The organism is Emticicia oligotrophica DSM 17448 (genome assembly GCF_000263195.1).
Classification (GTDB): Bacteria; Bacteroidota; Bacteroidia; order Cytophagales; family Spirosomataceae; genus Emticicia; species Emticicia oligotrophica.
In genome coordinates this window covers 1,464,134-1,487,822 of sequence record NC_018748.1, presented here as the reverse complement: position 1 = coordinate 1,487,822, position 23,689 = coordinate 1,464,134, and the positions used below count along the sequence as shown (strand labels likewise).

The window sequence follows — 23,689 nt, the reverse complement described above, 5'->3', positions numbered from 1 at the left end:
TTGTACAAGTCTGGAGACTTGTATTACTTCTGAAGCATTTTGTAAATCTGGTCGCCTACTTCGGTGCGAATATTAAGCGAACTTATCTTAGTATTATCACGCGTTGGATATACTCGATTGGATAGGAATGTATAAACAAAGTTATACTTTGGTTCTACCCAAACAAATGTACCCGTGAAGCCTGAGTGTCCGTAGCTTTGAGGTGAAGCCAAGGTTGGCCCATTTCCTACTTTTGGATTAAAATCTAATTTATCAAAAGCAATCGCACGACGGTTTTTAATTTCTGGGAATTGGTATTTTGTACACTCGGCAATTACTTCTGGTTTGATGAATTGTTTCCCACCATAATACCCTTTTTGTAAATACATCTGCATCAATTTTGTAAGGTCATTGACATTCCCGAAAAGACCAGCGTGCCCAGAGATACCATCTAACAATCCTGCTCCTTCATCATGCACACGTCCATGAATAAGGGTTTTTCTGAAAAGTGTATCACGCTCACTTGGTACAATTTGTTCTCTCGAATAAAAACGTAGAGGATTATATGTTAGTGAGTTTGCTCCCATTTGCTTGTAGGTTTTCTTCAGATAATCTTCCCAAGGCATGCCCACAATGTTTGCGATAAATGTAGGATAGGTGTAATAGTGTAAATCACTGTAAACGTATCCTTGTTCTGGTTTTACTGGAGAATTTTCGATGGCATCAAAAATTACTTTTCTATAATCTTTGTGTAGCCATAGCGAGTCAGCTACTTGTACGGTATAATCAGCATTTTGTTTGGTAGAGAGCGTGTTTGGTTTCCAAACCAATGTTTTTGGCGAAAGGCAATCTTTCCAAAGTGTTTTATTTTCTTTGATAGCTTTTGCAATAATCAGGTTGTATTTTTTCTTGCTCATAAATAGCTTCTTTTTGTATTGTGAAGCATATTTTTCTTTGAAAACAACACTACTTTTCACCGTTTTGACAGAGTCTATACAATCCATCCAAAATGGAATCCAGGCTTTCAAACCTGATTTGTGCGTAAGCATATCACGGAATCGTAAATTTGCTTTATTACCATCAGCAAATTCTGGATAATAATCTTTGAATGTTTTGTCTAAATCAAACTTTCCTTCACTCATTAATTGCATAACGGCCAAGGCAGAAGTACTTACTTTTGTAACTGAAGCAAGATCGTAAAGGTCGGTCAGACGAACAGCCCCTTTAGTGCCTTTAGTGGCGTTTTGAGCGTTGTTGGCAATCGCCGATTTTTTCACGGCTTCATCCATTACATCATTTTTGCTATCGGCTTTAAATTTATTATCTGTGGTTGTTACATTGTTACTATTCTGAGCGGCTTCGTAAGTATGATACCCAAATGCCTTTTGGTAAATCACACGGCCATCTTTCGCAATCTCCATGGTTGCTCCAGGATAAGCTTTTTCACGGAGACCAAGGTTAATCACAGAATCAATTCTACTATTAAGTTCGATGCCATTGAGGCCAACCATCTCTGGAATACCATAGGCCAAACGGCCCATCGCTTGGGTATTTTCTCCCATATCAATTCTGTAAGTGCTATTTACCGAAACAGGAAGTTTTCCAACCATCGGAATCGCACCAAAAATAGCTTGAGCAGCGGCCTCTTCCATGTAATTGGTTAATTGATAGGCCATTACGATAGCTTTAGACTTTTCTAAATCATCAAACTTATCTAAAGTATACGGATTCCCGAAAATCGTAGTGATGGCTTTACCTGTATTTGTAAGGGCTTTTAAAGCTTTTTTATTGCCATCTGTAATACCATATTTTGCCGCTGGACGAATGTTATTAAGGTGTAATCCGACCAAAATCAAATCGTAATTTTTTACCTGTTCTAAAACTTTATTAATACTCGAATCAGCAGCGTTAGGCGGTAATATAAAATGGTCGATAGTCGTGTAATTATCGGTCATTTTTTGGAAAGCCGTTGGTTGTATGGCATCAATTGAAACGGTAGCAATTTTCTGAGTTAAATCTTTAATTGGTAGAATTTTATCATTGTTTTTAACCAAAGTAATGCTTGCTTCTGCCAACTGACGATTCAATAAATCAGATTGGATTGTATTCAAATCTAAAAGTAAATTGTTAAGTTCTGTCGGACGATATTTATCTAAACCAACCCACGATTTAGCCATTAAGATTTTTCTTACTCTGAAATCAATTTCTTCCATCGAAATTTCTTTATTTGCCAAAGCCGTTTTGATGGCTGCAATTGCTCCTTCGGCATCTTCAAAAGTTTCGAGAATATCATTTCCTGCTAAAACGGCTCTGACATTAGCTTCTCCTTTTGAGAAATACTTAATCGCTCCCTGCATATCCATCGCATCAGTAAAGGTCAAACCCTTGAAATTGAGGTCTTTACGCAAAACATCTGTTACGATTTTTTTCGAGAAAGTAGCTGCCAAATTTTTGGTTGTATCTAGTATCGGAACACTCAAGTGAGAAGTCATGATACCGCTCAAACCATTCTCTATAAGCTTTTTGTAAGGATAAAATTCTACTTCATTCAATCGTTTGCGGTCATGTGGAATGAGTGGTAAATCGAAGTGAGAATCAACACCTGTATCGCCATGCCCTGGAAAGTGTTTGGCTGACGTCAGTAAATTTTGGCTATTCATACCTTGCATATATGCAAGAGCCTTATTGGCAACATCCACAGGGTTTTCACCAAATGAGCGGAAGTTGATCACAGGGTTATTTGGATTAATGTTTACATCAACAACAGGAGCATAATTAATATGCACACCCATTCGGCGACATTGTTTTGCAACTTCCACACCCATATCAAATAGCAATTTTTCATTGCCTTTCATAGCTCCAAGTGTCATTTGGTAAGGGAAACGTACGGTGCTGTCTAATCGCATAGCGAGCCCCCATTCTAAATCCATTCCTATCAGAAGTGGTACTTTCGATAATGCCTGCAATTCATTCACGATGCGAGCTTGAATAGTTGGCGGAGCGGCAAACATCACAATACCCCCAATGCGACTATCTTTTACCCAACGTTTGAGTTTTTCTACATCGTGTGGCTTGCCTGAAGTATTGCCACGAGGCATGAGTAATTGACCGATTTTTTCTTCTAAAGTTAGCGTTGCAAAAACCGAATCGACCCAGCGTTTATTGTAATTGGTCAAGAAATCAGGGTCTTTTTGAGCAAAACTTCCGAAGACACTAAAAAATAAGAAGAATGATAAGAATATTTTTTTCATTAATTATTTAGGTTTGATAAGGAAATTCTCTTGTGAGCCTATGTTTATATCATTCAAAGTAAATAAAAAATCCCCAAAAAACCTGTACTAAATCTAAGCAGGGAGCATAGTAGATGAAAAATGAAAATGATTTCACACTTATAGCTAAGTATTTAGGTACGAGCGTTTGGTTTGAGAATGATACACTTTTAATTTTTGTTGATAGAAGCTACCAGCATCGTGGTTATTGATGAGATTTTCTCCTTGGGATTTTCGCTCAAAATAACTAATTGTTTCTCCTATTCTTTTGCCAAAACCCATCTTAATTATGCCATTATCACGAAGATACCTTAGGCTATCTTCGTGAAAGATTGTGGTATTATCTTGAGAGAAACTAAGTATGCTCGTAAACAGTAGTAACAGACTAATCAATATTCTTTTTCTGAATGAAACCATAGTTTAATTTTTGAATTAAAATAATGACAGAGATTATACCGAACGGCTAAGATTTTTATTTAATACATTAGTATCATGTAAACAAATATAACTATTGACCATTAGATAATATTTCTCTGCCAAATTGCCATACTCCAAGCCCTTGGCATAAGTATTGAACTATTAAATTTCCCAATAAATGTTTTAATTGTCAGAAAAGTTTTTTACATTCACTATGACAATGTGACAGATTTTCTATTTATTTGATTAAGAGCTTGATTATCAAATAAGACCGAATAAACAACTAGCATAAAGATTAAAAAAGAACGGCCGCCGTACTAAAAATTCGATAATAAAGACTCCACTGCTTAAATCAGCCAAATCAATAGAGTCAGTTTCAAATCGACGGTAATAAATATAGTGGTGAATGAATAGAGAACTTATCTCAAAGCTCGTAATGGCAAGACAAGACGTTGAAAACGTTGAAATGATAGAAATTGCTTCGCCAGAAGAAGTAATGGAAAATGAAGATAATTTACCGGCTAATTTGCCTATTTTATCTTTACGTAATACTGTGCTATTTCCGGGTATAGTAATTCCGGTAACAGTAACTCGACAGAAGTTTATTAAAATGGTGAAAAAAGCCTACCGCACTGACCGAACAGTTGGCGTAGTGGCTCAAGTACGCCAAACACAAAACGAACCTACTCCTGAGGATTTATTTAAGGTTGGTACTATTGCTCATATTTTGAAGATGATAGTTTTACCCGATGGTAACGTAACGGTTATCATTCAGGGGCGACGTCGTTTTCAGATTTTAGAATATACGCAAACAGAGCCACATCTTATTGCTAATGTTAAATATATAGCTGAGAGCTTTCCGAATGTAAGAAAGAAAGAAACTAAAGCTTTGATTCAGAGTTTAAAAGATGCGTCTTTCAAAATTTTAAATCTCAATCCCGATATTCCACGTGATGCACAAATGGCTATTAATAACATTGATAGTCCAAGCTTTTTGACGCATTTTCTCTCATCAAATCTCAATATTGAAATTAGCGAAAAACAGGCATTGTTAGAAACTTTTGATGGTGGAGAGCAAGCTCATAAGTTGCTCGAACACATGATGAAGGAAATTCAGGTACTTGAAATTAAGCGTGATATTCAGAATAAAGCTAGCAGTGATATTGACCAACAACAAAAAGAATATTATTTACGCCAGCAGATAAAAGTTTTGCAGGAAGAATTGGGCATGGAAACCCCAGACCAAGAGGTAGAAAAACTGCGTACGAAGGGTGCAAAGAAAAAATGGCCCAAGGAAGTAAACGACCACTTTAATAAAGAACTGAATAAAATTCTTCGCATGAATTCAATGTCGCCCGAATATGGGGTGTCGTTGCATTATGCTGAAACAATGGTTGATTTACCTTGGGGTGAATATACCAAAGATAATTTCGATTTAAAGCGTGCGAAGAAAATCTTAGATTCTGACCACTCAGGCCTCGAAAAAGTAAAAGAGCGTATCATTGAATATTTAGCAGTATTAAAGCTAAGAAATGATATGAAAGCTCCAATCTTATGCTTGTATGGCCCTCCAGGTGTTGGTAAAACTTCTTTAGGGAAATCTATTGCTAAAGCTCTTGGGCGTAATTATGTGCGTATGGCTCTTGGTGGTTTACACGATGAAGCAGAAATTCGTGGACACCGCAAAACATACATTGGGGCAATGCCCGGAAAGTTGATTACGAATTTGCAGAAATCAAAATCATCGAACCCAGTTTTTGTTTTAGATGAAATTGATAAAGTGAATCGTGACCACCGTGGAGACCCTTCTTCTGCTTTGCTTGAAGTACTTGACCCAGAGCAAAATAATGCATTTAAAGACAATTACTTAGAAGTAGATTTCGACCTCTCGAAAGTACTTTTCATCGCTACTGCCAACTCGCTTGATACTATTCAAGGCCCATTGAGAGATAGAATGGAAATTATTGAGATTTCGGGCTATACAGTAGAAGAAAAGACAGAAATTGCTCGTAAACATTTAATACCTAAGCAGTTAGAGCAGCATGGTATTAAAGTGAAAGATTTGAAAGTTGATGATAAAGCCATTCAGAAAATTATTGAAGGCTATACGCGTGAGTCGGGTGTGCGTAAATTAGAGCAGCAGATTGGCTCATTGGTTAGAAAAGTGGCTAAGTCGATTGCTTTAGGAGAAGACTACCCGAAAATTATTAAACCAGAGCATATCGAAAAAATGCTTGGAGCAGTAGTCTTTGATAAAGACCTCTACGAAGGAAATGAGGTACCGGGTGTGGTGACTGGTTTGGCGTGGACATCGGTTGGTGGAGATATTTTATTCATCGAATCGAGTTTAAGCCGTGGTCGTGGTCAACTCACTTTATCTGGTCAGCTAGGAGATGTAATGAAAGAGTCGGCTATTACAGCTCTTTCTTACCTAAAATCACACGCTGATAATTTAGGTATAGACTATAGAATTTTCCAAAACTATGACCTCCACGTTCACGTACCGCAAGGTGCTGTTCCGAAAGATGGCCCATCGGCGGGTATCACGATGCTTACCTCTATGGCTTCGATGTTTACCCAAAGAAAGATTAAGCCTAATACGGCGATGACAGGAGAGATTACGCTTCGTGGAAAAGTGCTTCCTGTGGGTGGAATTAAAGAGAAAATCTTAGCTGCCAAACGTGCTGGTATTAAAGATATCATCATGTGTTATAAAAACCGCAAAGATGTAGAAGAAGTAGGCGAGGCATATACAAAAGGACTTACTTTCCATTATGTCGATTATGTTGAGGAAGTGCTTGAAATCGCACTTTTGGAAGAAAAAGTAGCTAACCCATTGAAGTTTATTTTACCAGAAGAAAAGAAAGAAACCAGTTCTTCACCTATGGAAGTAGCTGTTATATAAAATAAAGCTATTTGCTAGTAAATATAAAAAATACCCCTCAAGTTAATTTCCTGAGGGGTATTTTTCTATAAAAAATAAGCAATAGAGATTAATTTTTGCCCGCTCCTTGCATTTTAGCAGCTCCCTTTTGTGGCATTCCTGGTTGAGTAATCTCAAAGTTTTCTTTAGCTTTAGCATCAGCTACAATTTTGCGTACATCGGCTAAAAGTTTCTTCGCATCGTAAACAACCCCATCTTTAACAGTGTATTTTACACCACCTACTCTTGTCACTTCATTTTTATCATTTACTTTGATTGCTCCAGTACCATAAAGTGTTTTTAGGTTAGCTAATGGATTTTCTTCTGTAATCACAAAGTCGGCTAATTTTCCTACTTCTACCGAACCAATTTGGTCGGCCATACCAAGTGCTTCTGCACCTTTAATTGTAGCCGCACGAATTACCTCAAGTGGATGAAAACCTGCTTCACGCAAAAGCTCCAACTCACGAATATAAGCAAATCCATAAAGTTGATAAATAAAGCCAGAGTCAGAACCTGTCGTCACGCGGCCACCTTTATTTTTATATTCATTCACAAAACGCATCCAAATACGGTAATTTTCTTTCCAAGCAACTTCCTGCTCTGTTCCCCAGTTTAACCAATAAGAACCGTGTGAGATGCGACTTGGACCATAAAAACGCCAAACTGATGGTAAGGTATATTCATCGTGCCATTCGGCTCTTCGGGCAAGCATTAACTCACGATTCGCTTCGTAAATATTGAAAGTTGGGTCGAGTGTGAAATCTATTTTTATGAGTTCATCCATCACTTGATTCCATTTTTCAGAACCCGGTTCAGCAGCTTGTTTCCATAATTTACCCGCCTCTTCAAAACGATTTTGTTCGTTATTATAGTTATAATCAGCAGGGTAATTTTGCAGCGTTCGGTCATCAAAAAGTGCCTCAGGTAAACCATACCAGTGCTCCATCGAAGTAAGTCCAGCTTTCGCTGTTGCCAACACATTCATGCGTGCAACCTCTAATTGTGCATGATGACAAGCCGAACGAAGACCTATTTTCTTATTTTCTTCTAATGCAGCTCTGAAAACAGCAGGTTCAGCCCCAAAAAACTTAATGCCGTCAGCTCCTTTCGCTGCGTTATCTCTTACCCACTGGCGTGCTTCTTCAGGCGTAGTAATAGGTTTATCGCTTCCCATACCGAAAGCTGTATAAGCTTTTATACGTGGAGCGGTAATTTCATTTTTTTCACTTCTGCGTTTTTGGTCGAGCGTCCAATCTAAACCATTGCCCGCCGAAGGGTCACGGATGGTAGTTATGCCGTGAGCAAGCCAAAGTTTGAATACATATTCTGCTGGAGTACCTTGTGATTTTCCACCGATATGTCCGTGCATATCAATAAACCCAGGCATCAGATACATTCCTGTGCAGTCGAGTTCTTTGTCTCCCTCATTTAGTTTAGGGCGACTTTTAGGGTCAATCGGTACACCCGGATAACCTACTTGCTTAATTTGGGCAATTTTATTTTTTTCGATAACAATATCTACTGGCCCCATTGGTGGTGCCCCTGTACTATTGATGAGCGTGACACCCCGAATAATAGTGCGATTAGCTGATTCGCCTTCGGCACGGTTAGGAGCTTTTTCAATTTGAGCAAATACAATAGTACTGCTTAAGCTTAGGAGAAGTGTAATTTTTTTTAGCATAGTATATCGGTAGGTTTTTAGCAAATTTAAGCATCATTTATTGTATTCATAGATTTTAGTGAAATTTTATCATAGACATATTTTTTATTAATTAAAATACACTTAAAACCCATCAGTAGAGTTTTAAATTCTTTAAATTGCGGCATTCTGAAATATTGAATATCGACTAAAATCTATGGAAATTATAGGGTTTATATTAGCTTTTGTTATTGGAATTACATTGGGTTTGGTGGGGGCGGGGGGCTCAATACTCACCGTTACGGTTTTGGTATATGTGCTCCAAATATCGCCTACGATGGCAACTACCTATTCGTTATTTATCGTAGGTATTACTTCGCTAGTAGGTTCAATAGATTATTTTAGAAAAGGCTTAGTCGATTTAAAAAAGGGGTTGTTTTTTTCATTCCCTGCTTTTGTCATGGTCTTTTTGATGCGGAAGTTTGTCATGCACGAAATTCCCGAAGTTGTTTGGCAAACAGCTAATTTTATATTGTCTAAAAATCTATTGGTGATGCTCTTTTTTGCTTTGCTAATGATTGGGGCTTCTTATTCGATGATACGCAGCAATAAGAAACCAAATGAGCAAGTAGGGCATCAGGTGAGTTATTGGATGATTTTTTTAGAAGGAATTTTGGTGGGAATCCTCACGGGTTTTGTGGGTGCTGGAGGAGGCTTCATGATTATACCAGCCATGGTTGTTTTTGCCAAATTACCCATGAAAAAAGCGGTTGGAACTTCCTTATTGATTATTACCATCAATTCAATTTTTGGTGCCATTGGTGATTTTTCGGCAGGAGTATCGCTCGACTGGTATTTTTTAACGAAATTTGCAGTTCTTACCATTGCTGGAATTCTAACTGGTGGATATTTATCTAAAAAAATAAATGGTGAGCATTTAAAGCCCGCCTTCGGATGGTTTGTTTTGGTGGTAGGCTGCTGGGTGATTATTAAGGAACTATTTCTACACTAAATTCTAAAAGTTTTTACTATTTAAAGCTCCTTCGGAGAGAGCCATAAAATGAATAAATTAGAAGCAACCGTTAAAATGAAATGTCCTAAATGCCATAAAGGTGATTTATTTGAAAATAATAATAATCCTTATGCTTTTGGGAAAATTACTGCAATGCACGAAAATTGCCCGAATTGTGGCCTTCGTTATGAGAAAGAAACAGGCTTTTTTTATGGAGCTATGTATGTAAGTTATATGTTTAATATCGCTTTTTTTGTGATTGCACTTGTAAGCTATTATATGTTTTTTGAAGAAAGCATAGATTGGAAACTCTACATCGGAGGGTATCTACTATTCACGGTTTTGATTGCCCCAGTGATGTTCCGAATGTCGCGGTCGATATGGTTACAAATATTTTATAAATAGTAATTAGGGCTAATTTCAGCAAGAAATTAGCCCTAATTGTTTATTTCTTTCCTTCATACACTACTCCAAATGTCCATCTAAAGTCATTGTTTTGGCGGCCGGGCACTACAATACTTTCGTAAGAGTTTTCAACCGTACTACGGAAACTTACATGTTTAGAAAGTTGGTACTTTAAAATGAGGTTGCCATTCCAACGGAAGTTCTTTTCAGTAATACCGGGCTGAATAAACAAAGTATGCGAAATACTGGCCTTACTACCTTTAAAAGTATATTCTCCGAATAATCGCGTAGAATTACGCCAAAGATTTCGGTCTGGGAATTTCTCATTAATCACAAAATCAGTTTTTTCATAAAGTAAAACATTCGTTACCGAAACATAGGCGTGGTCTTTTTGTATAAGTTTTAGGCCAACACCTCCCGCCCCAATAAAACGATTGTTAATCTTTCGTAAATTACTCTTTTCAAAAGATGTAAAAGCTAAATAATAAAACTTTCGTTCATGCAAAATACTCGTTCGGAGGTCGAGAAAAACTTCTTTTTCGGCTAGAACCTTGTTTTGTTGTCCGTAAATGTAGGATGGACTACTCGAAAATTTGATAATTTTGTTGCTGTTTAGGTCAAAATTTGATACAAATTGAATTAAAGCACGATTCACGTTTCCTGAAGTATAAGTGCCGTCAGCTCCGATGCGATAACGAAACTTTGCTGGAGTGCTATCTTGTTCTTCCTCCTCTTCTTCACCCTCTTCGTCTTCTCCTTCTTCCTCCTCCTCGGAAGTACTATCAGCGGGCATCACAGAATCAGATTTGATAGGCTGAAGTGTATCAGCAGGGGCATCTTGGGCTTTTGTGTTAAAATAAAAAAATAATAACAAACAGGTTAGTAATTTTAGTTTCATTTGCTTAAGTTTAGAGTATTCATAATTAACAAAACTGTTTGTAGGGCTATCATTTAGTCTTTCAAGAGCTTTGTTTTATTTTTGAACAAAAATTACATTTCTTTGCGAAAAAACAATATTTATCTAAATATTCGTTTGATTAAAAAGCTGTCTGTAGATTAAACTAACAAAACCACCAAGCGACGTCCACCATTTGAGCATTGATATGACCATGAATTTTGCAAAATATATTTCGGTAATAGCTGTCAGTATGTTAAAGTTTATGGGAGGCCCCCTTACAGGTTTGGCTATTCAACTATCTTGGGTTGAAACAGCCATCTGTTCGGTAGTGGGAATGATGGCTACTGTTGTGTTAATTGTTTTTGCTGGTGATTTTGTTAGTAAGATTTTTCAGAAAAAAAAACCTAAAAAGTTTACTAGATTGACTCGTTTTGGTGTAAAAATCAGAAAACAATTTGGGCTTTCAGGCATAGCTTTACTTACGCCTATTTTGTTTACACCACCTTTAGGAGCAGCCTTAAGTGTTGCCTTTAGGTACGAAAAGAAAGCAATAATTATTAATATGTTGATTAGTGCCATGGCTTGGGCCTTGGCTCAAACTTTATTCTTTTACTTTGCGAAAGATTTGATTTTTAAATAAATCAACTTCAATCGTTTTTTGTGATTTTAATCGTTTTTATAACTTCTGTACCTCGACTTACTTCTAAGATATAATTTCCAGCAGGCATACTTGGTTCGCTTAAATCAATGTAGGCTATTTTATCGACAATATTGATGTGTTCTTTCTTAATTGGGTGTTTTTTTCCGCCTATAGTATAATACACAAAACTTAGCTTTTCGGTATCTTCCACGTCGGGAATTCTAAGATTACAAATTTTCTGAAAAGGATTCGGATAAACAACCCAATCATTAATCATGCTGTGTTCGGTCTGAGTAGATGCTTTCACATAAAACTGAATAGTTTTAGAAGAAATAACCGAATCTAATTTATAAGCCTTGGCACTGAGCGTGTAGGTTCCTACTGGGAACTTCAAACCACGGCCTTCGCCAAAGAGATTATACGGAATTTTATCAGAGCTTCTTTTGAATTTATAAGGTCCATTGAGCTCAAAAACCATATTAATGGTATCGAGGTTGCAATGAGCAATAATATTCGTTAAATCGGGTAAAGCGTCTAAGTAGAGTGTTCGTTTGTTGAAAATATAACCATAGGGTTGAATAGGCACATCGAAATAATCACCTTTGATGAGCTCAAAATCAATTATTGGAGGAACTATCTCTACATAAATGGCCGATTCTATGAATCCACCAGCATTGTCATAAACCTTCACTCGAATTTTGTATTTGCCTAAGTATGGAGCTTTTCCGTAGAAATTCAATTCAAAACGATTAAAATCAATCCATCTGGGAGCTTCAATCATTTCAATATAGGCAATAAATCCATCGGTATCATAGTACAAATTTTCAGGAATTCTGAATTGAAAATTCTGATTAACAACAATTTCTTTGGTATAGGCTGTAATACTCTCTTTTGGTAATTGATTAGGTGTATTGCTCGGAGGAGTAACAATTGGCGGTGGAGGAATAATTGGGTTGGTTTCAACAATATCAGGTAGAGGATTCTCGATTTTTTTGTTTTCAAGAATCAAATCTTCTTCCAAAATTACTTTTACCTTCTGCTGACCATTATTCGAACGTGTTTTCCAATCATTAACGACCAATTCTCGACTATCAGTCAACTGCGAAACTCGATATTTTACGGAGTCAGTAAAAACTATGTTGCTCGGCGGACTCTTCATGGCTTTTACTGCTTCTTGAAATGCAGGTAAAAATTTATCATACTCTGATTGGTTATCAGATTCTATGATGAGCATAATAAATTCAATGTTATAACTTGCCGCACGCTTTACATAATTTTTTAGTTCATCGGAGGTAGGTAAATCAAAAAACGCTACTTCGGTATATAGTTTTTGGTTCGGGCTGGTATTGCTGTAAGTAATATCACCCTGAAAACCTTCAATGGAAGTTTTTAGGTAATCGCTTTTTACGGATAAATCTTTAAATGCGAGTGTATTACGGAGAATACTTAAATTATCTGACACACCACCATACTCGCTCGCTACTTTATAAGAACTATCTACCGACTTAATAGTCTCGACCATTTGTTCGTAATAGTTCTTTATCATTAAATGCCTAAAGATGAACCAATCTTTACCACGACGGCCTCTGAACGAATCGTTTATATTCCACCAGTTTACGTAGGGCTCCACTTCCAAAAAGCTTTTGTAGTTGGTTCCCCAATAAGTGTTGAGTGTACGAATAGTGGTATATTTTTCTCTCGCCCAATCTTTAAACTTAATCATAGCCCACTTTGAATGGTCGAAAATAGCTGGATATTCTTTTTCAGGCCATTGTTGATTTTGGTAAGTAAAACCTAATTCTTGTTGAGGTGTATTTACAACTGAAATAAAAATAATCTTTCCACTTTGTTGGTAGCTTTTATATCGTTCACAAACTTCTTTCACAAATCCACGAGCTTTGTCAACTGATGGCTGATGTGCGAAACTAAAGTGGTTATTATCATAATAATTGGTTAGAACTTTGCCTTTAAAATCTTTTACGGCTTCTTCTTCTTCCCAAAAACCTTTCGTAAGACTATAATTTCTGCCCAAATGAATGCGAATAGCAACTTTATGACCTAATTTATTGACTGCATGATTGATTTGATTATCGAGTTGTGCCCAATTAGGCTTTGAGTTGGGTTGTGGGTAAACACGCTCCCACCAGACCGTTAGAAGAGCAGAATTACAGCCAATAGCTGCCATGCGGTTCATACTCGAAATAGCAAAATTTGCATCAGAATCTAAGTTGAGAATTCCTTGGCAAACGTATTTTACGGAAGTTTGTTGTTGAGCGAAATTTTGAAAGCTGCTAACAATCAATAATAATAGTTGTATGTATTTAATATAAATTTTCCTCATATTGTTTGGATATAAAAAACCCAAAATACAATTATTAAGGGTTTTAGAAATGGAACTTTGATATATAACGAAATTTTGAGGTTTGAGATTGGTATTTGAATTTAATTTAGCTCGTAAATCTCTTCGGTAATTATAATTTCGTTATTAAAACCAACTTTCCCTCGTACAATTTCCTCTAATCGGATATTCTTTATGGCTTTGTTTTGAACAAATCCTTGCTCAAAAAACATTTTTACTTCTTCTACACTATCAAGTTTTGTTTTGGTTAGCATTCCTTTTTGTAAAATAATAGGAATACTTCTGTATGCAGTTCTTTGGCCATTTTCAGTGGCAATAAGCATATTCAGATGTGGCGGCTGAAAAAGCAAATTTAGCAAATTACCAAACCAATTATATGTGGTCTTGACTTTAATGACCGATAATTGGTTGTTTTTGAGCGAATCTTTCGAATTAATCGAAAAATCTTTATTCAACTGCCATTGGTGCTCAGTGGCCTTAATTAGTTTGAGCGATTTTGTTTTTTCTTTCTTTTGAAGTAATAAATGATTCTTCCAAACCTTGATGGGTTCGTAGCGTTGGAGTAAAGCTAAAAAGGTTAGATTTTCATCGCTCAGAGGATACTTATTATCGGTACTTTCGATGCTATAAATTACAAAGTCAGGTGCGGATGCTGATAAATATTTTTCTTGATTTTTCTTATCTAAATATTCATTATACGCTTGATATGATTGAATAATCGGACGGGGGTTATAATGGAGTTTATTGAGGTAAATTTCAGATATTTCGTTGGGTACTAAATCAACTGTTTTGTTGTCTATCAAATTCAAAACTTCTTTTGGATAAGTAGGTTGATAGTGAGTTGCATTCGATTTAAAAATAGCTTGAAAATAATCATTAAAAATATAAGTCTTGGTGCGTACATTATCGGTTACAGAAAAAGACATTTTTCCGTAAATTGATTGATAAAATAATAAATAACTCAAAATATTGAGCGAAATCAATACCCAACCGCTTTGTTTCAACCAATTTTCATGGCAGAAAAAAACTAAAAGTAGAAAAGGTAAAGATGCATTTTTTACGAACGACATCAGATGTCCGTCGTCGGCACGCACAAAGGCGTATTTAAGTAGTACAAATGAGCAAACGCCCACACACCCCAGCACAAAAAATGAATCGAAAGTGGCAAAAGAAAAACTTCGCTTGACTAATTTTTGCCCCACAAATCCTATAAATACAATTACGAATAGCATAAAAATACCATACGAAGACGCCACAGCCATCATACGATGATTGGGAAAAAACGATTGAGATTCGTTATAGCCTTTAATAATCTCTATGCTTGAAATGAGGTATTCGAGTAGGTCGGTTTTTAGGAGATAGGCTAAAGAAATTGTCAAAATAATACTTCCAAGCAAGAAGGTAAGCGTGTTCTTTAAAGATAAGCGTTTTGAAATGAAGCTATATGAAAGCAAAATAAAAACGAAGCCGAAGGCAATTACCCCATAATTTGCTTTTATGTAGAAATTAATGATGCCCATCAAGATGGCATGAGCCAAAAAGATTTGATTGCCTTTTTTTAGAAACAATAAACCTGAAAAAATACTAATAAAAAACAAAAGAAAACTAAGCCATTCGCCACCAAACATAGAAGATAGCAGCATAAATAATACAAAATGTATGATTAGCTGAAAGACTTTCAGTGGTTTAGGTAATAAATGATAGAGGAAAAAACCAATATTTCCGAAACAAAATAAATCAAAAAGGAAGAATTGGAAATTACTTGTTTGGATGGAGATTCGTTGGGTGAGTCGACCAAGTGGGCCATAAGTATAAATAATATCTTTTCCAAAAATTAAGCCTTTTTGATAGGCCATCTCTAAAGCAATTCGCCAAGAATTATCAATTCCAGCACTCGGAATATTTGAGATTTGATAGTAAGGAAATAAAAGAATAATCAGCAATAATAAATAGGCAAGTTTTAGCCAAAAGCTATCAACTTGCCATGTCAGTAATTTCTTCATATAGGATACAAAAACCACAGTTTCGACTAATTTTCTACTGCGGAATCAATTATTTCTTCATGTAATCGCCACGGGAAAAATATTTCTCTACAAAACAGTAAATTAGAATAAAGAAATAACGGCTACCCATTTCTTTGATTTTGAGTTTCGAAACACCGTATTTTCTGTTTGTCCAACTATTCGGAACTACACTGTAAGAATACCCTCTTACGATTGTTTTTAATGGAAGTTCCACCGTAAGGTTAAAATGCGGTGAAAGAAAAGGTTTTAGCCCTTCCATAGTTTCGCGTTTGTAGAGTTTAAAGGCATTGGTTGTATCGTTGTATTTAATACCCATCATCATTTTGATGACAAAATTTGCTACGCGGTTAATGACCTTTTTGATTATCGGATAATCAATTACTTTTCCACCTTTAATCCATCGGCTTCCAAAAACTGCATCTACATTTTCGGTAAGCATGGTTTGATAGTATTTAACCAAATCTTCGGGGTCGTCAGACATATCGGCCATAAAAACAGCCACACAATCACCCGAAAAACGCTCTAAACCATAGCGAACAGCATAACCAAAGCCATTTGGGCCCTTATTCGTTTCAAAAACTAAAGTTGGAATTTCTTGTTGTAAAGCTGCTAAAACCCCTAAGGTATTATCTTTTGAGTTATCGTTAGTTACCCAAATTTCGTGTGGAATATCATACTTTTTTAAAGTACTATATAAACTTCTGAGAGTCTCGGAGATACTTTCTTCTTCGTTATAGGCAGGAATTACAACGCTTAATTTCATTGAGTGCGATTATCAAAAATTAACGGGTTCAAACTTTATTAACTAAGTTTTTATAATAATAAGGCTGCAAAAATACATAAAAACTTAGATAGAACGCTAAGATTGCTAGGATTTAAACAATTACACCGCAGGTCTGACGTTTCGAACTTGCGAAAATTGTCAAATCTGCGGTGTATAATTTACGATAGGCCATTAGACCTAAAGTATGAATATTTAAACACGTTTGCTGATATTATCATACATCTGCGTGAGCGTTGTTTTGAGGTCATATTTCCAAGTCCAATCTGGATAATGACTCTTAAACTTCGTAAGGTCAGAGATATACCAGATGTGGTCGCCACTACGATTATCTTCGGCGTAGCTATATTTCATTTTATTACCCGTGATTTCTTCGCACAAAGTAATACCTTCTTGCATCGAACAGTTCGAGAAACGGCCACCACCTGCATTATAAACCTCGCCCGCACGTGGGTTTTGGTAGAAATGCCAGAACATATTCACTAAGTCCCAGCTATGGATATTATCACGTACTTGTTTGCCTTTGTAGCCGAAAATGGTATAATGATTGCCAGTAATTGCACATTTCATTAAATAAGCCAAGAAACCATGTAGCTGAGCACCAGAGTGATTCGGGCCAGTTAAGCAACCTCCACGAAATACCGCGGTTTTCATGCCGAAATATCTACCATATTCCTGTACCATTACATCGGCAGCCACTTTTGAAGCTCCAAAAATAGAGTGTTTTGAGTGGTCAATCGACATCAACTCATCAATACCATTGGTGAAATATGGGTGATTTTGGTCAATTTCCCAGCGAGTTTCTTGTTCTACTAAAGGTAGATAATTTGGCGTATCGCCATACACCTTATTTGTAGAAGTGAAAATGAATACTGCTTCTGGGCAATATTTACGTGTTGACTCAAGTAATACAAGTGTACCATTGGCATTTACCGTAAAATCGGTGAATGGTTCACGAGCAGCCCAGTCGTGGCTTGGTTGAGCAGCTGTATGAACAACCAATTTAATATCTGCACCATATTCTGCGAAGATTTTACCAATTTCTTCTTCCGAACGGATATCAGCTTTGTAGTGCTTGTAATTGCTAAACTTTTCTTCTAAACCTTGGCGATTCCAATCAGTAGATGCTTCTGCACCAAAGAAATAAGAGCGAAGATTATTATCAATACCAATGACTAAGTCGAATTTTTCGGCGAAAAAGGCAACGGATTCACTACCAATCAATCCTGCCGAGCCTGTTACCAATGCTATGTTCATTTGTTGAAGTTTCTAGGATAAATGATGCTTGAAGTATCATCAAGTATTAAAAAAATAAAAAATAGGCACATCACAGCAGACGTAGCAAAAATTGCTAAGATAAACTGTAAACTGCCTATTTTGCGAAAGCTCTAAAAAAATTAAGCTCCCTCATTTACTTTTCCTGAACCAAAAAGTTTCTCACGAATCGCGTTAGTTCTTTTCTCAAGCTCAGGGTTAGCTGTATATTTATTTTTTAATTGGCGTGCCGCAGAATCTGGACTTACACCATATACCCACTCATCTCCCGCACGAACATCTTTCTGCTCGATATGATTGTTTTTTTGATAATCGCATGAAGTCAACGAAACCGCTGCAACTGCAAATAATAAAACACTAAACTTTTTCATGTCTGAATGTTGTAATTAAATTTGCACAAATTTAAGTTTGGTAATTCAAAACGCCAAAAAAAATTGTACTTTTTAAATTAATACCCCTAAGAACAATTGGCTTTTTGCTTATAGTGCTTAGTTTTTAATTAAATAACGTACTTTTTTAGAAAAATAAACCTAATGTTTCGAAACATTTTTAGTCAATGGCTTATTGTTAGTGGCTGAATGCAAAAATTAAAACAATGATTTATGATGTAATCGTAGTTGGTGGTGGTATCGTCGGATTGGCCACTGCTTTGCGAACTAAAGAGCAAAATCCGAATTTAAAATTACTGATTATTGAAAAAGAAGATGTTGTAGCCAAACATCAAACAGGGCATAATAGTGGTGTCATTCATTCGGGCTTGTATTATAAGCCAGGTAGCTTGAAGGCCACCAACTGTATCAAAGGCTACCACATGTTGTTGGATTTTTGTGAGAAAGAAGAAGTGAAATACGAACTCTGCGGAAAGATTGTGGTGGCTACCCGCCCCGAACAAATTTCTATTCTTGATGGACTATTTGAGCGTGGTAAACAAAATGGTTTAGATGGTTTCAAGATGCTTACACCAGAGCAGATGAAAGATTATGAACCCCACGTAAATGGCCTTAAAGGATTTTTTGTGCCCCAAACGGGTATCATTGACTATACGGATGTCTGTAAAAAATATTTAGCCAAAACTCAAAAACTTGGCGGTGAGATTGCTTTTGGAGAAAAAGTAGAAGGCATTACTACTAAAAATGGTATTTCAGTAGTGAAAACCTCTAAGAATATCTACGAAACTAAGTTGGTGGTTAATTGTGCGGGTTTGTATTCAGACAAAGTTGGGCAAATGACCGATGAAAGAGCTAATAATCTACGAATTACGCCATTTAGAGGAGAATATTTCGAGATAAAACCTGAAAAACAATACCTTGTCAAAAACTTAATTTATCCAGTTCCAGACCCTAATTTTCCATTCTTGGGCGTGCATTTTACACGCATGATTCATGGTGGTGTAGAAGCAGGTCCGAATGCCGTTTTGGCGTTTAGAAGAGAAGGCTATAAAAAGCTTGATATTAATTTCAAAGAATTGTTTGAAACGCTCACTTGGCCAGGATTTCAAAAAGTGGCTGCTAAATATTGGCAGACAGGTTTGGGCGAAATGTATCGTTCGTTTTCAAAAGCAGCTTTTACGAAGGCATTACAAGAACTTATTCCCGAAATTCAGTCCGACGACCTCATTCCGGGTGGAGCTGGTGTGCGTGCCCAAGCGTGCGACCGTGATGGTGGACTATTAGATGATTTTGCTATTTTCGAAAATCAGCAAGCAATCAATGTCTGTAATGCTCCATCACCAGCGGCTACTTCTTCACTTTCTATCGGGCAGACTGTCAGTGAGTTAGTTTTGAAGAGATTTTAAGAAATTTTGCTTTTAATACAAAGGTCACAGAATTACTCTGTGACCTTTTTTGTATATTACACCCAATAATTCAACCTTCAAAAAAACATGAAAATCTACGATGCCATTGTCATTGGAGCAGGCTACGCTGGACTAACTGCTACCCGTGAACTCCTCAAAGCCGAAAAAGATGTATTATTGCTTGAAGCCCGTGATAGAGTGGGAGGGCGAGTTTATACAAAATACTACGATGATGGTTCGTACCTCGATTTGGGTGCTGCGTGGGTCGGGCCCACTCAAGATAAAATATATGCATTAGCTAGAGAGTTTGGTGTGGGCACTTTTCCAACTTATGATGAAGGGAAAAGCACCCTATATTTCAATGGAAAAGTAAAACATTATAAAGGCATTATTCCTCCTTTGCCGATTGGCTCTTTGCTCAGTTTAGATTTTGCCATCAAGCGAATGAATAAACTTTCAAAAACCATTGATTTAGAAAAGCCTTGGGATTCACCGAATGCTGCTTACTATGATTCCATGACCTTGGCTACATGGATGCAAAAACAAATGAGTTTCAAAACAGCTCGTATTATGTTTAAACTCGCTGCCGAGGCTATTTGGGCGGCAGACCCTAATGAAATTTCGATGCTACATGCTCTTTTCTATACCAAATCTGGTAGAGACTTAGACACTTTAATTAATGTAAAAAATGGAGCTCAAGAAGAACGTATCTTGGGCGGAGCTTCTTTACCAGCTTTGCGTTTGGCTGAAACTTTTCAAGATAAAATCAGACTCAATTCTGTAGTAAAAAATATCATTCAAGAGGGAGAATTAGTAAAAATACAAGGCGAAGGCTTCGAGTTTGTGGCTAAGAAAGTAGTAGTAGCTTTACCGCCAACTTTAGCAGGACGAATCAATTACTTGCCAATAATGCCTGCTAACCGAGAGCAACTAACCCAACGAATGCCCATGGGAACAGTCTGGAAAACCTATGCCATTTATGATAAACCTTTTTGGCGAGAGGCAGGTTTAAATGGTCTGTCGGCAACGAATGACGGCTTTACAACGGTAACTTTCGATAATTCTCCGAAAGATGGTAGTAAGGGAATTATGATGGGCTTTGTTTTGGGAAATCAAGCAAAAGCTTTTGCTAATCTTTCAGAAGAAGAGCGTAGAAATTCTATATTAGATTCGTTTGCAAAATTCTATGGTGAAAAGGCTCGTCATCCGATTACGTATATTGACCATAGTTGGGCAACTGAAGAATTTACTCGTGGGTGTTATGCTGGGCTAATGCCTACTGGTGCGTGGACATCGCTCGGAAAAGCATTACGTGAACCCGTGGGTAATATTCACTGGGCAGGAACTGAAACTTCTGATATTTGGAATGGCTATATTGATGGAGCGATTCGCTCGGGAGAAAGAGTGGCTAGAGAGATTTTGGGTTAATAAAATTGTTTAGGTGTTGACTCAATAGCCAACACCTAAACAAATCTTTATCAAACTTTTAGGTTGAACGCATTCAATATCCTCTAATTTGGTTAAGAAATGTGCCATTAGGCACTCTATATCGGTAGAAACGAATAAGTATCAGCGTGCCATAGGTACGCAACTTTATTACGATATACTACAGAGCGTCGGTTACCAATATTTAGCTCCTAAAGTGGCATGTTTTAACCATAAAATTAAGTGTGTTTAACCTGTTAAGGTTTCAAAACCAAAACTTTTTCTGAAACAGCCATTATTTTTGATTTGGTAAAATATACAGGAAAATATCCACCTTTTCCCCATAAATTAAATAAATCACCATAATGCGGCGAACGTGGGTCGCCCGATTGCCCAGGGTTATTGATGCCCAAAGTTCTATCCCAATTTTCAGTATCCACAATTATTTTAAATGATGCTCCGTGCGTTTGATTAAGATTATTGCTGGTATTATTCACAGTTTCACCATATCCCCCTCTTGGAATCGGGCCAAGATTTATTTTTGCTTTCAGAGCAGGGTCAGTTACCCAATCTGATAAAGCATGCGTAAGTTTAATGTGCTTATTATCAGCTTGTCCATATTGCCATTTGCTCTCATCCTTGCCTAACCTTGTTTGGAGGTTATCAATGGCTTGCTTGAAGCAAGTAATGAGTATAGAATCACGACTTACAACAGGATTTGCTCCAAAAAATGGAGGCGGTGTTACAAGCCAATCGGTAAGGCGTTTGGTTGGAATAGTCTTTAAATATTTCTGTGCTTTTTCTGGAACGGCCATTTTATGCACAGCTTTTTGTAAAAGATTTTCCCATTCTACATACATCGTAGCCGTCGTTGATTCTGGACTAAGTTCAAACGTATTCCATTCGCCGAGTTTTGAATGATAGGATTTATACTTTTCGTCAATGCTCAAACGCTTCAAGATCGGTACTAAAACACGTGCAGTGAGCGAAACGTAATCGCTTTGTAAAGTCGCAAACGATTCTAAGGTATGCTTTTTACCCGAGGCCAAAACCTCTTCAATTCGATGGGCTCTTACGGGTGTAGCCCATCGCCAGCCAATGGCATTTCGATTCGGAAAATTAGCGGGCGTAAGATTATTGTTAGCAGTTACAACAAAACCTTCGTTGGGGTCGAATTTGTTGGGTAAAAGTTCAATGGGTAAATAACCCGCCCACTCGTAGCGGCCATCACCCGGAACAGGCACTAATCCTGACCAATTTTTACGAATCGGCGAGATACCAACGGCTTGCCAGCCAATATGACCTTTTTTATCAGCCCAAATCATGTTTTCACCTGGAATGCGACTAAAGGTGCAGGCTTTTCTAAATTCCTCCCAATTTTTTGCTTGATTCATGCGTAAACTTGCCAAATATGGGGCACAACCTACTTCTTGCCAACCTGCCCTTACAGCATAAATATGCTGGTGGGTAGCATCTTCATAAACAATTGGGCCATGATGCGTATATTTTAATTGAACAATCTTTGGTGCTTGCCCTTTGATACGAATGGTATCAGTGATGATTTTGATGTTTTTCCAGATGCCATTGTGCTTATATTGATTCGGATTTTTAGGGTTTTGTTCATAGACATATAAATCTTCATTATCAGTCTCAAAAATAGTTAAACCCCAAGCACCGTATTCGTTATGGCCAATCGAAACACCTGGGAGTGTTGGTTCGCCACCGCCTATTACATTCCAGCCGGGAGCATTTAAGTGTACCCAATATCTTAGCGATGGTGTAGATTGTGCTCGATGAGGGTCGTTGGCCAACATTGGGTAGCCACTTTCAGAAAGTTTCCCCGAAATAATCCAATTATTCGAGCCCACGTTTGCTTTTTCATCTTTGTACCAATCGTCAAAACCCTCTAAAAGGCCTATTTTATTATCTGGTTTAGGAAACTTTAGTGGACTTCTGAAGGCTTCATAATATTCTAAAATATGCTCAAAAAGCACATCATTATCGAGCATTTTATCAAGTTCGAGGTTTGGTTCGTTATCTGAATTTTTTGGATGAAACCACGAAAGTTCTCTTACTTTATCTGCCCCAATGAGCTTAACCAAGCGAGCCGTATTTATTTCTTCTTCGATATTGCCCAAAAGTCCTTGATGGCGACTAATGACAATTTCGGGCGTCCAAAATTCGGGTAGAGTATGGAGTATTTGGAATTCAAAGGGCAGATTTGCTGGGTTTTGGCGAGCTTCAGCAATGTAGGCGTTTATACCTGCCACAAAGGCCTCAATAATTTGCTTACTACGTGGGTGATAATGCTGAAGTTCAGCATCCAGATTTCCTCGAAATTTGAAAACTCTGGTACCAATATCTCGCTTGAGTTCACGTTCGCCGAGTAGTTCGGCTACTGTACCTGTGGCTTGGCGTCGCCACATTTCGAGTTGAAATAATCGGTCAGAAGCAGCCACATAACCTTGCGTAACAAACAAATCATGCTCGTTTTGGGCATAAATATGCGAGACTCCCCATTGGTCTTTGTAAACCTCAACGGATTGTTTTAAGATTTTGATATTAATAGATTGAGCAAATGTAGCATAAGACTGTAAGATGAGCAGTACAATTTTGATGAAGTTTTTCATGTTTAGGCGTAGTTTGAATTACTCAAATATAGAAAGAATTTTCTATTGAATAAACCTATGCTTTCATCAATTAGGTTAAACGCATTTAATTTTCTGGATACAATATGCCTAAATATTGGCGACCTAGTAATAATGTTAAAATAGAGTGCCTAATGGCATATCTTTTACTCGATATTATTTAATGTGTTCCACTTCTTCTATTTTATAAAAATTCC

At 37.1% G+C, this 23,689-nt stretch carries 16 protein-coding genes; 6 read left to right on the top strand and 10 right to left on the bottom strand.

What is annotated here, in order from left to right:
• Window positions 1-23: 23 nt before the first annotated feature.
• Together EMTOL_RS06155 and EMTOL_RS22370 are read right to left on the bottom strand one after the other, a co-directional pair.
• A complete protein-coding gene (locus EMTOL_RS06155; RefSeq protein ID WP_015028407.1) occupies window positions 24-3,230 on the bottom strand; it encodes a serine hydrolase domain-containing protein in 3,207 nt (1,068 codons plus the stop codon).
• A 144-nt stretch (window positions 3,231-3,374) separates the two neighbouring features.
• Window positions 3,375-3,665 (bottom strand): hypothetical protein, encoded by a 291-nt coding sequence (locus EMTOL_RS22370; RefSeq protein WP_015028406.1) that lies wholly within the window; start codon window positions 3,663-3,665, stop codon window positions 3,375-3,377.
• A 406-nt stretch (window positions 3,666-4,071) separates the two neighbouring features.
• On the opposite strand from EMTOL_RS22370, the gene lon reads away from it, so the two are divergent.
• On the top strand, window positions 4,072-6,570 hold the full coding sequence (lon, locus tag EMTOL_RS06150; protein ID WP_015028405.1) for an endopeptidase La: 2,499 nt from the start codon (window positions 4,072-4,074) through the stop codon (window positions 6,568-6,570).
• An 88-nt stretch (window positions 6,571-6,658) separates the two neighbouring features.
• On the opposite strand, the gene EMTOL_RS06145 is transcribed toward lon, so the two are convergent.
• The gene (locus EMTOL_RS06145) at window positions 6,659-8,272 is read right to left on the bottom strand and encodes an amidohydrolase family protein (RefSeq protein ID WP_041693430.1); all 1,614 of its coding nucleotides are present in this window, start codon (window positions 8,270-8,272) and stop codon (window positions 6,659-6,661) included.
• A 175-nt stretch (window positions 8,273-8,447) separates the two neighbouring features.
• On the opposite strand from EMTOL_RS06145, the gene EMTOL_RS06140 reads away from it, so the two are divergent.
• On the top strand, window positions 8,448-9,242 hold the full coding sequence (locus tag EMTOL_RS06140) for a sulfite exporter TauE/SafE family protein (protein ID WP_015028403.1): 795 nt from the start codon (window positions 8,448-8,450) through the stop codon (window positions 9,240-9,242).
• Between the two features lie 48 nt (window positions 9,243-9,290).
• Window positions 9,291-9,647, top strand: a complete 357-nt coding sequence (locus EMTOL_RS06135; RefSeq protein WP_015028402.1) for a DUF983 domain-containing protein — start codon at window positions 9,291-9,293, stop codon at window positions 9,645-9,647.
• Window positions 9,648-9,687: 40 nt separating this feature from the next.
• Here the strand turns inward: EMTOL_RS06135 and EMTOL_RS06130 are convergent, their stop codons facing one another.
• Window positions 9,688-10,545: a DUF481 domain-containing protein gene (locus EMTOL_RS06130; RefSeq protein WP_015028401.1), complete on the bottom strand. Its 858-nt coding sequence runs from the start codon at window positions 10,543-10,545 to the stop codon at window positions 9,688-9,690.
• A gap of 211 nt (window positions 10,546-10,756) precedes the next feature.
• Between EMTOL_RS06130 and EMTOL_RS06125 the strand changes: the two genes are divergently transcribed.
• The gene (locus tag EMTOL_RS06125; protein WP_305953188.1) at window positions 10,757-11,185 is read left to right on the top strand and encodes a hypothetical protein; all 429 of its coding nucleotides are present in this window, start codon (window positions 10,757-10,759) and stop codon (window positions 11,183-11,185) included.
• Window positions 11,186-11,192: 7 nt separating this feature from the next.
• On the opposite strand, the gene EMTOL_RS06120 is transcribed toward EMTOL_RS06125, so the two are convergent.
• The 5 genes from EMTOL_RS06120 to EMTOL_RS06100 all read right to left on the bottom strand — a co-directional run bounded on the left by EMTOL_RS06120 (window position 11,193) and on the right by EMTOL_RS06100 (window position 17,995).
• Window positions 11,193-13,526, bottom strand: a complete 2,334-nt coding sequence (locus tag EMTOL_RS06120) for a beta-galactosidase (protein WP_041693429.1) — start codon at window positions 13,524-13,526, stop codon at window positions 11,193-11,195.
• Between the two features lie 101 nt (window positions 13,527-13,627).
• Complete coding sequence (locus EMTOL_RS06115; RefSeq protein ID WP_015028398.1) at window positions 13,628-15,547, bottom strand: hypothetical protein; 1,920 nt, start codon at window positions 15,545-15,547, stop codon at window positions 13,628-13,630.
• Between the two features lie 49 nt (window positions 15,548-15,596).
• Window positions 15,597-16,331: a glycosyltransferase family 2 protein gene (locus EMTOL_RS06110; protein ID WP_015028397.1), complete on the bottom strand. Its 735-nt coding sequence runs from the start codon at window positions 16,329-16,331 to the stop codon at window positions 15,597-15,599.
• A 213-nt stretch (window positions 16,332-16,544) separates the two neighbouring features.
• Entirely contained in the window at window positions 16,545-17,606 is a 1,062-nt protein-coding gene (locus EMTOL_RS06105; protein WP_015028396.1) for an NAD-dependent epimerase/dehydratase family protein, read from the bottom strand.
• A 140-nt stretch (window positions 17,607-17,746) separates the two neighbouring features.
• On the bottom strand, window positions 17,747-17,995 hold the full coding sequence (locus tag EMTOL_RS06100; protein ID WP_015028395.1) for a hypothetical protein: 249 nt from the start codon (window positions 17,993-17,995) through the stop codon (window positions 17,747-17,749).
• Window positions 17,996-18,219: 224 nt separating this feature from the next.
• Here EMTOL_RS06100 and lhgD point away from each other — a divergent pair, with 224 nt between their 5' ends.
• Together lhgD and EMTOL_RS06090 are read left to right on the top strand one after the other, a co-directional pair.
• Window positions 18,220-19,419, top strand: a complete 1,200-nt coding sequence (gene lhgD, locus EMTOL_RS06095) for an L-2-hydroxyglutarate dehydrogenase (RefSeq protein ID WP_015028394.1) — start codon at window positions 18,220-18,222, stop codon at window positions 19,417-19,419.
• 87 nt (window positions 19,420-19,506) lie between these two features.
• Window positions 19,507-20,847, top strand: a complete 1,341-nt coding sequence (locus EMTOL_RS06090) for a flavin monoamine oxidase family protein (protein WP_015028393.1) — start codon at window positions 19,507-19,509, stop codon at window positions 20,845-20,847.
• Window positions 20,848-21,101: 254 nt separating this feature from the next.
• Here EMTOL_RS06090 and EMTOL_RS06085 read toward each other — a convergent pair whose 3' ends face one another.
• Complete coding sequence (locus EMTOL_RS06085; RefSeq protein ID WP_015028392.1) at window positions 21,102-23,474, bottom strand: penicillin acylase family protein; 2,373 nt, start codon at window positions 23,472-23,474, stop codon at window positions 21,102-21,104.
• Between the last annotated feature and the right edge of the window lie 215 nt (window positions 23,475-23,689).

Excerpts from the sequence above, each read along its gene's own strand:
- EMTOL_RS06155 (WP_015028407.1), bottom strand. The coding sequence starts at position 3,230 with ATGAAAAAAATATTCTTATCATTCTTCTTATTTTTTAGTGTCTTCGGA.
- EMTOL_RS22370 (WP_015028406.1), bottom strand. The coding sequence starts at position 3,665 with ATGGTTTCATTCAGAAAAAGAATATTGATTAGTCTGTTACTACTGTTT.
- lon (WP_015028405.1), top strand. The coding sequence starts at position 4,072 with ATGAATAGAGAACTTATCTCAAAGCTCGTAATGGCAAGACAAGACGTT.
- EMTOL_RS06145 (WP_041693430.1), bottom strand. The coding sequence starts at position 8,272 with ATGCTAAAAAAAATTACACTTCTCCTAAGCTTAAGCAGTACTATTGTA.
- EMTOL_RS06140 (WP_015028403.1), top strand. The coding sequence starts at position 8,448 with ATGGAAATTATAGGGTTTATATTAGCTTTTGTTATTGGAATTACATTG.
- EMTOL_RS06135 (WP_015028402.1), top strand. The coding sequence starts at position 9,291 with ATGAATAAATTAGAAGCAACCGTTAAAATGAAATGTCCTAAATGCCAT.
- EMTOL_RS06130 (WP_015028401.1), bottom strand. The coding sequence starts at position 10,545 with ATGAAACTAAAATTACTAACCTGTTTGTTATTATTTTTTTATTTTAAC.
- EMTOL_RS06125 (WP_305953188.1), top strand. The coding sequence starts at position 10,757 with ATGAATTTTGCAAAATATATTTCGGTAATAGCTGTCAGTATGTTAAAG.
- EMTOL_RS06120 (WP_041693429.1), bottom strand. The coding sequence starts at position 13,526 with ATGAGGAAAATTTATATTAAATACATACAACTATTATTATTGATTGTT.
- EMTOL_RS06115 (WP_015028398.1), bottom strand. The coding sequence starts at position 15,547 with ATGAAGAAATTACTGACATGGCAAGTTGATAGCTTTTGGCTAAAACTT.
- EMTOL_RS06110 (WP_015028397.1), bottom strand. The coding sequence starts at position 16,331 with ATGAAATTAAGCGTTGTAATTCCTGCCTATAACGAAGAAGAAAGTATC.
- EMTOL_RS06105 (WP_015028396.1), bottom strand. The coding sequence starts at position 17,606 with ATGAACATAGCATTGGTAACAGGCTCGGCAGGATTGATTGGTAGTGAA.
- EMTOL_RS06100 (WP_015028395.1), bottom strand. The coding sequence starts at position 17,995 with ATGAAAAAGTTTAGTGTTTTATTATTTGCAGTTGCAGCGGTTTCGTTG.
- lhgD (WP_015028394.1), top strand. The coding sequence starts at position 18,220 with ATGATTTATGATGTAATCGTAGTTGGTGGTGGTATCGTCGGATTGGCC.
- EMTOL_RS06090 (WP_015028393.1), top strand. The coding sequence starts at position 19,507 with ATGAAAATCTACGATGCCATTGTCATTGGAGCAGGCTACGCTGGACTA.
- EMTOL_RS06085 (WP_015028392.1), bottom strand. The coding sequence starts at position 23,474 with ATGAAAAACTTCATCAAAATTGTACTGCTCATCTTACAGTCTTATGCT.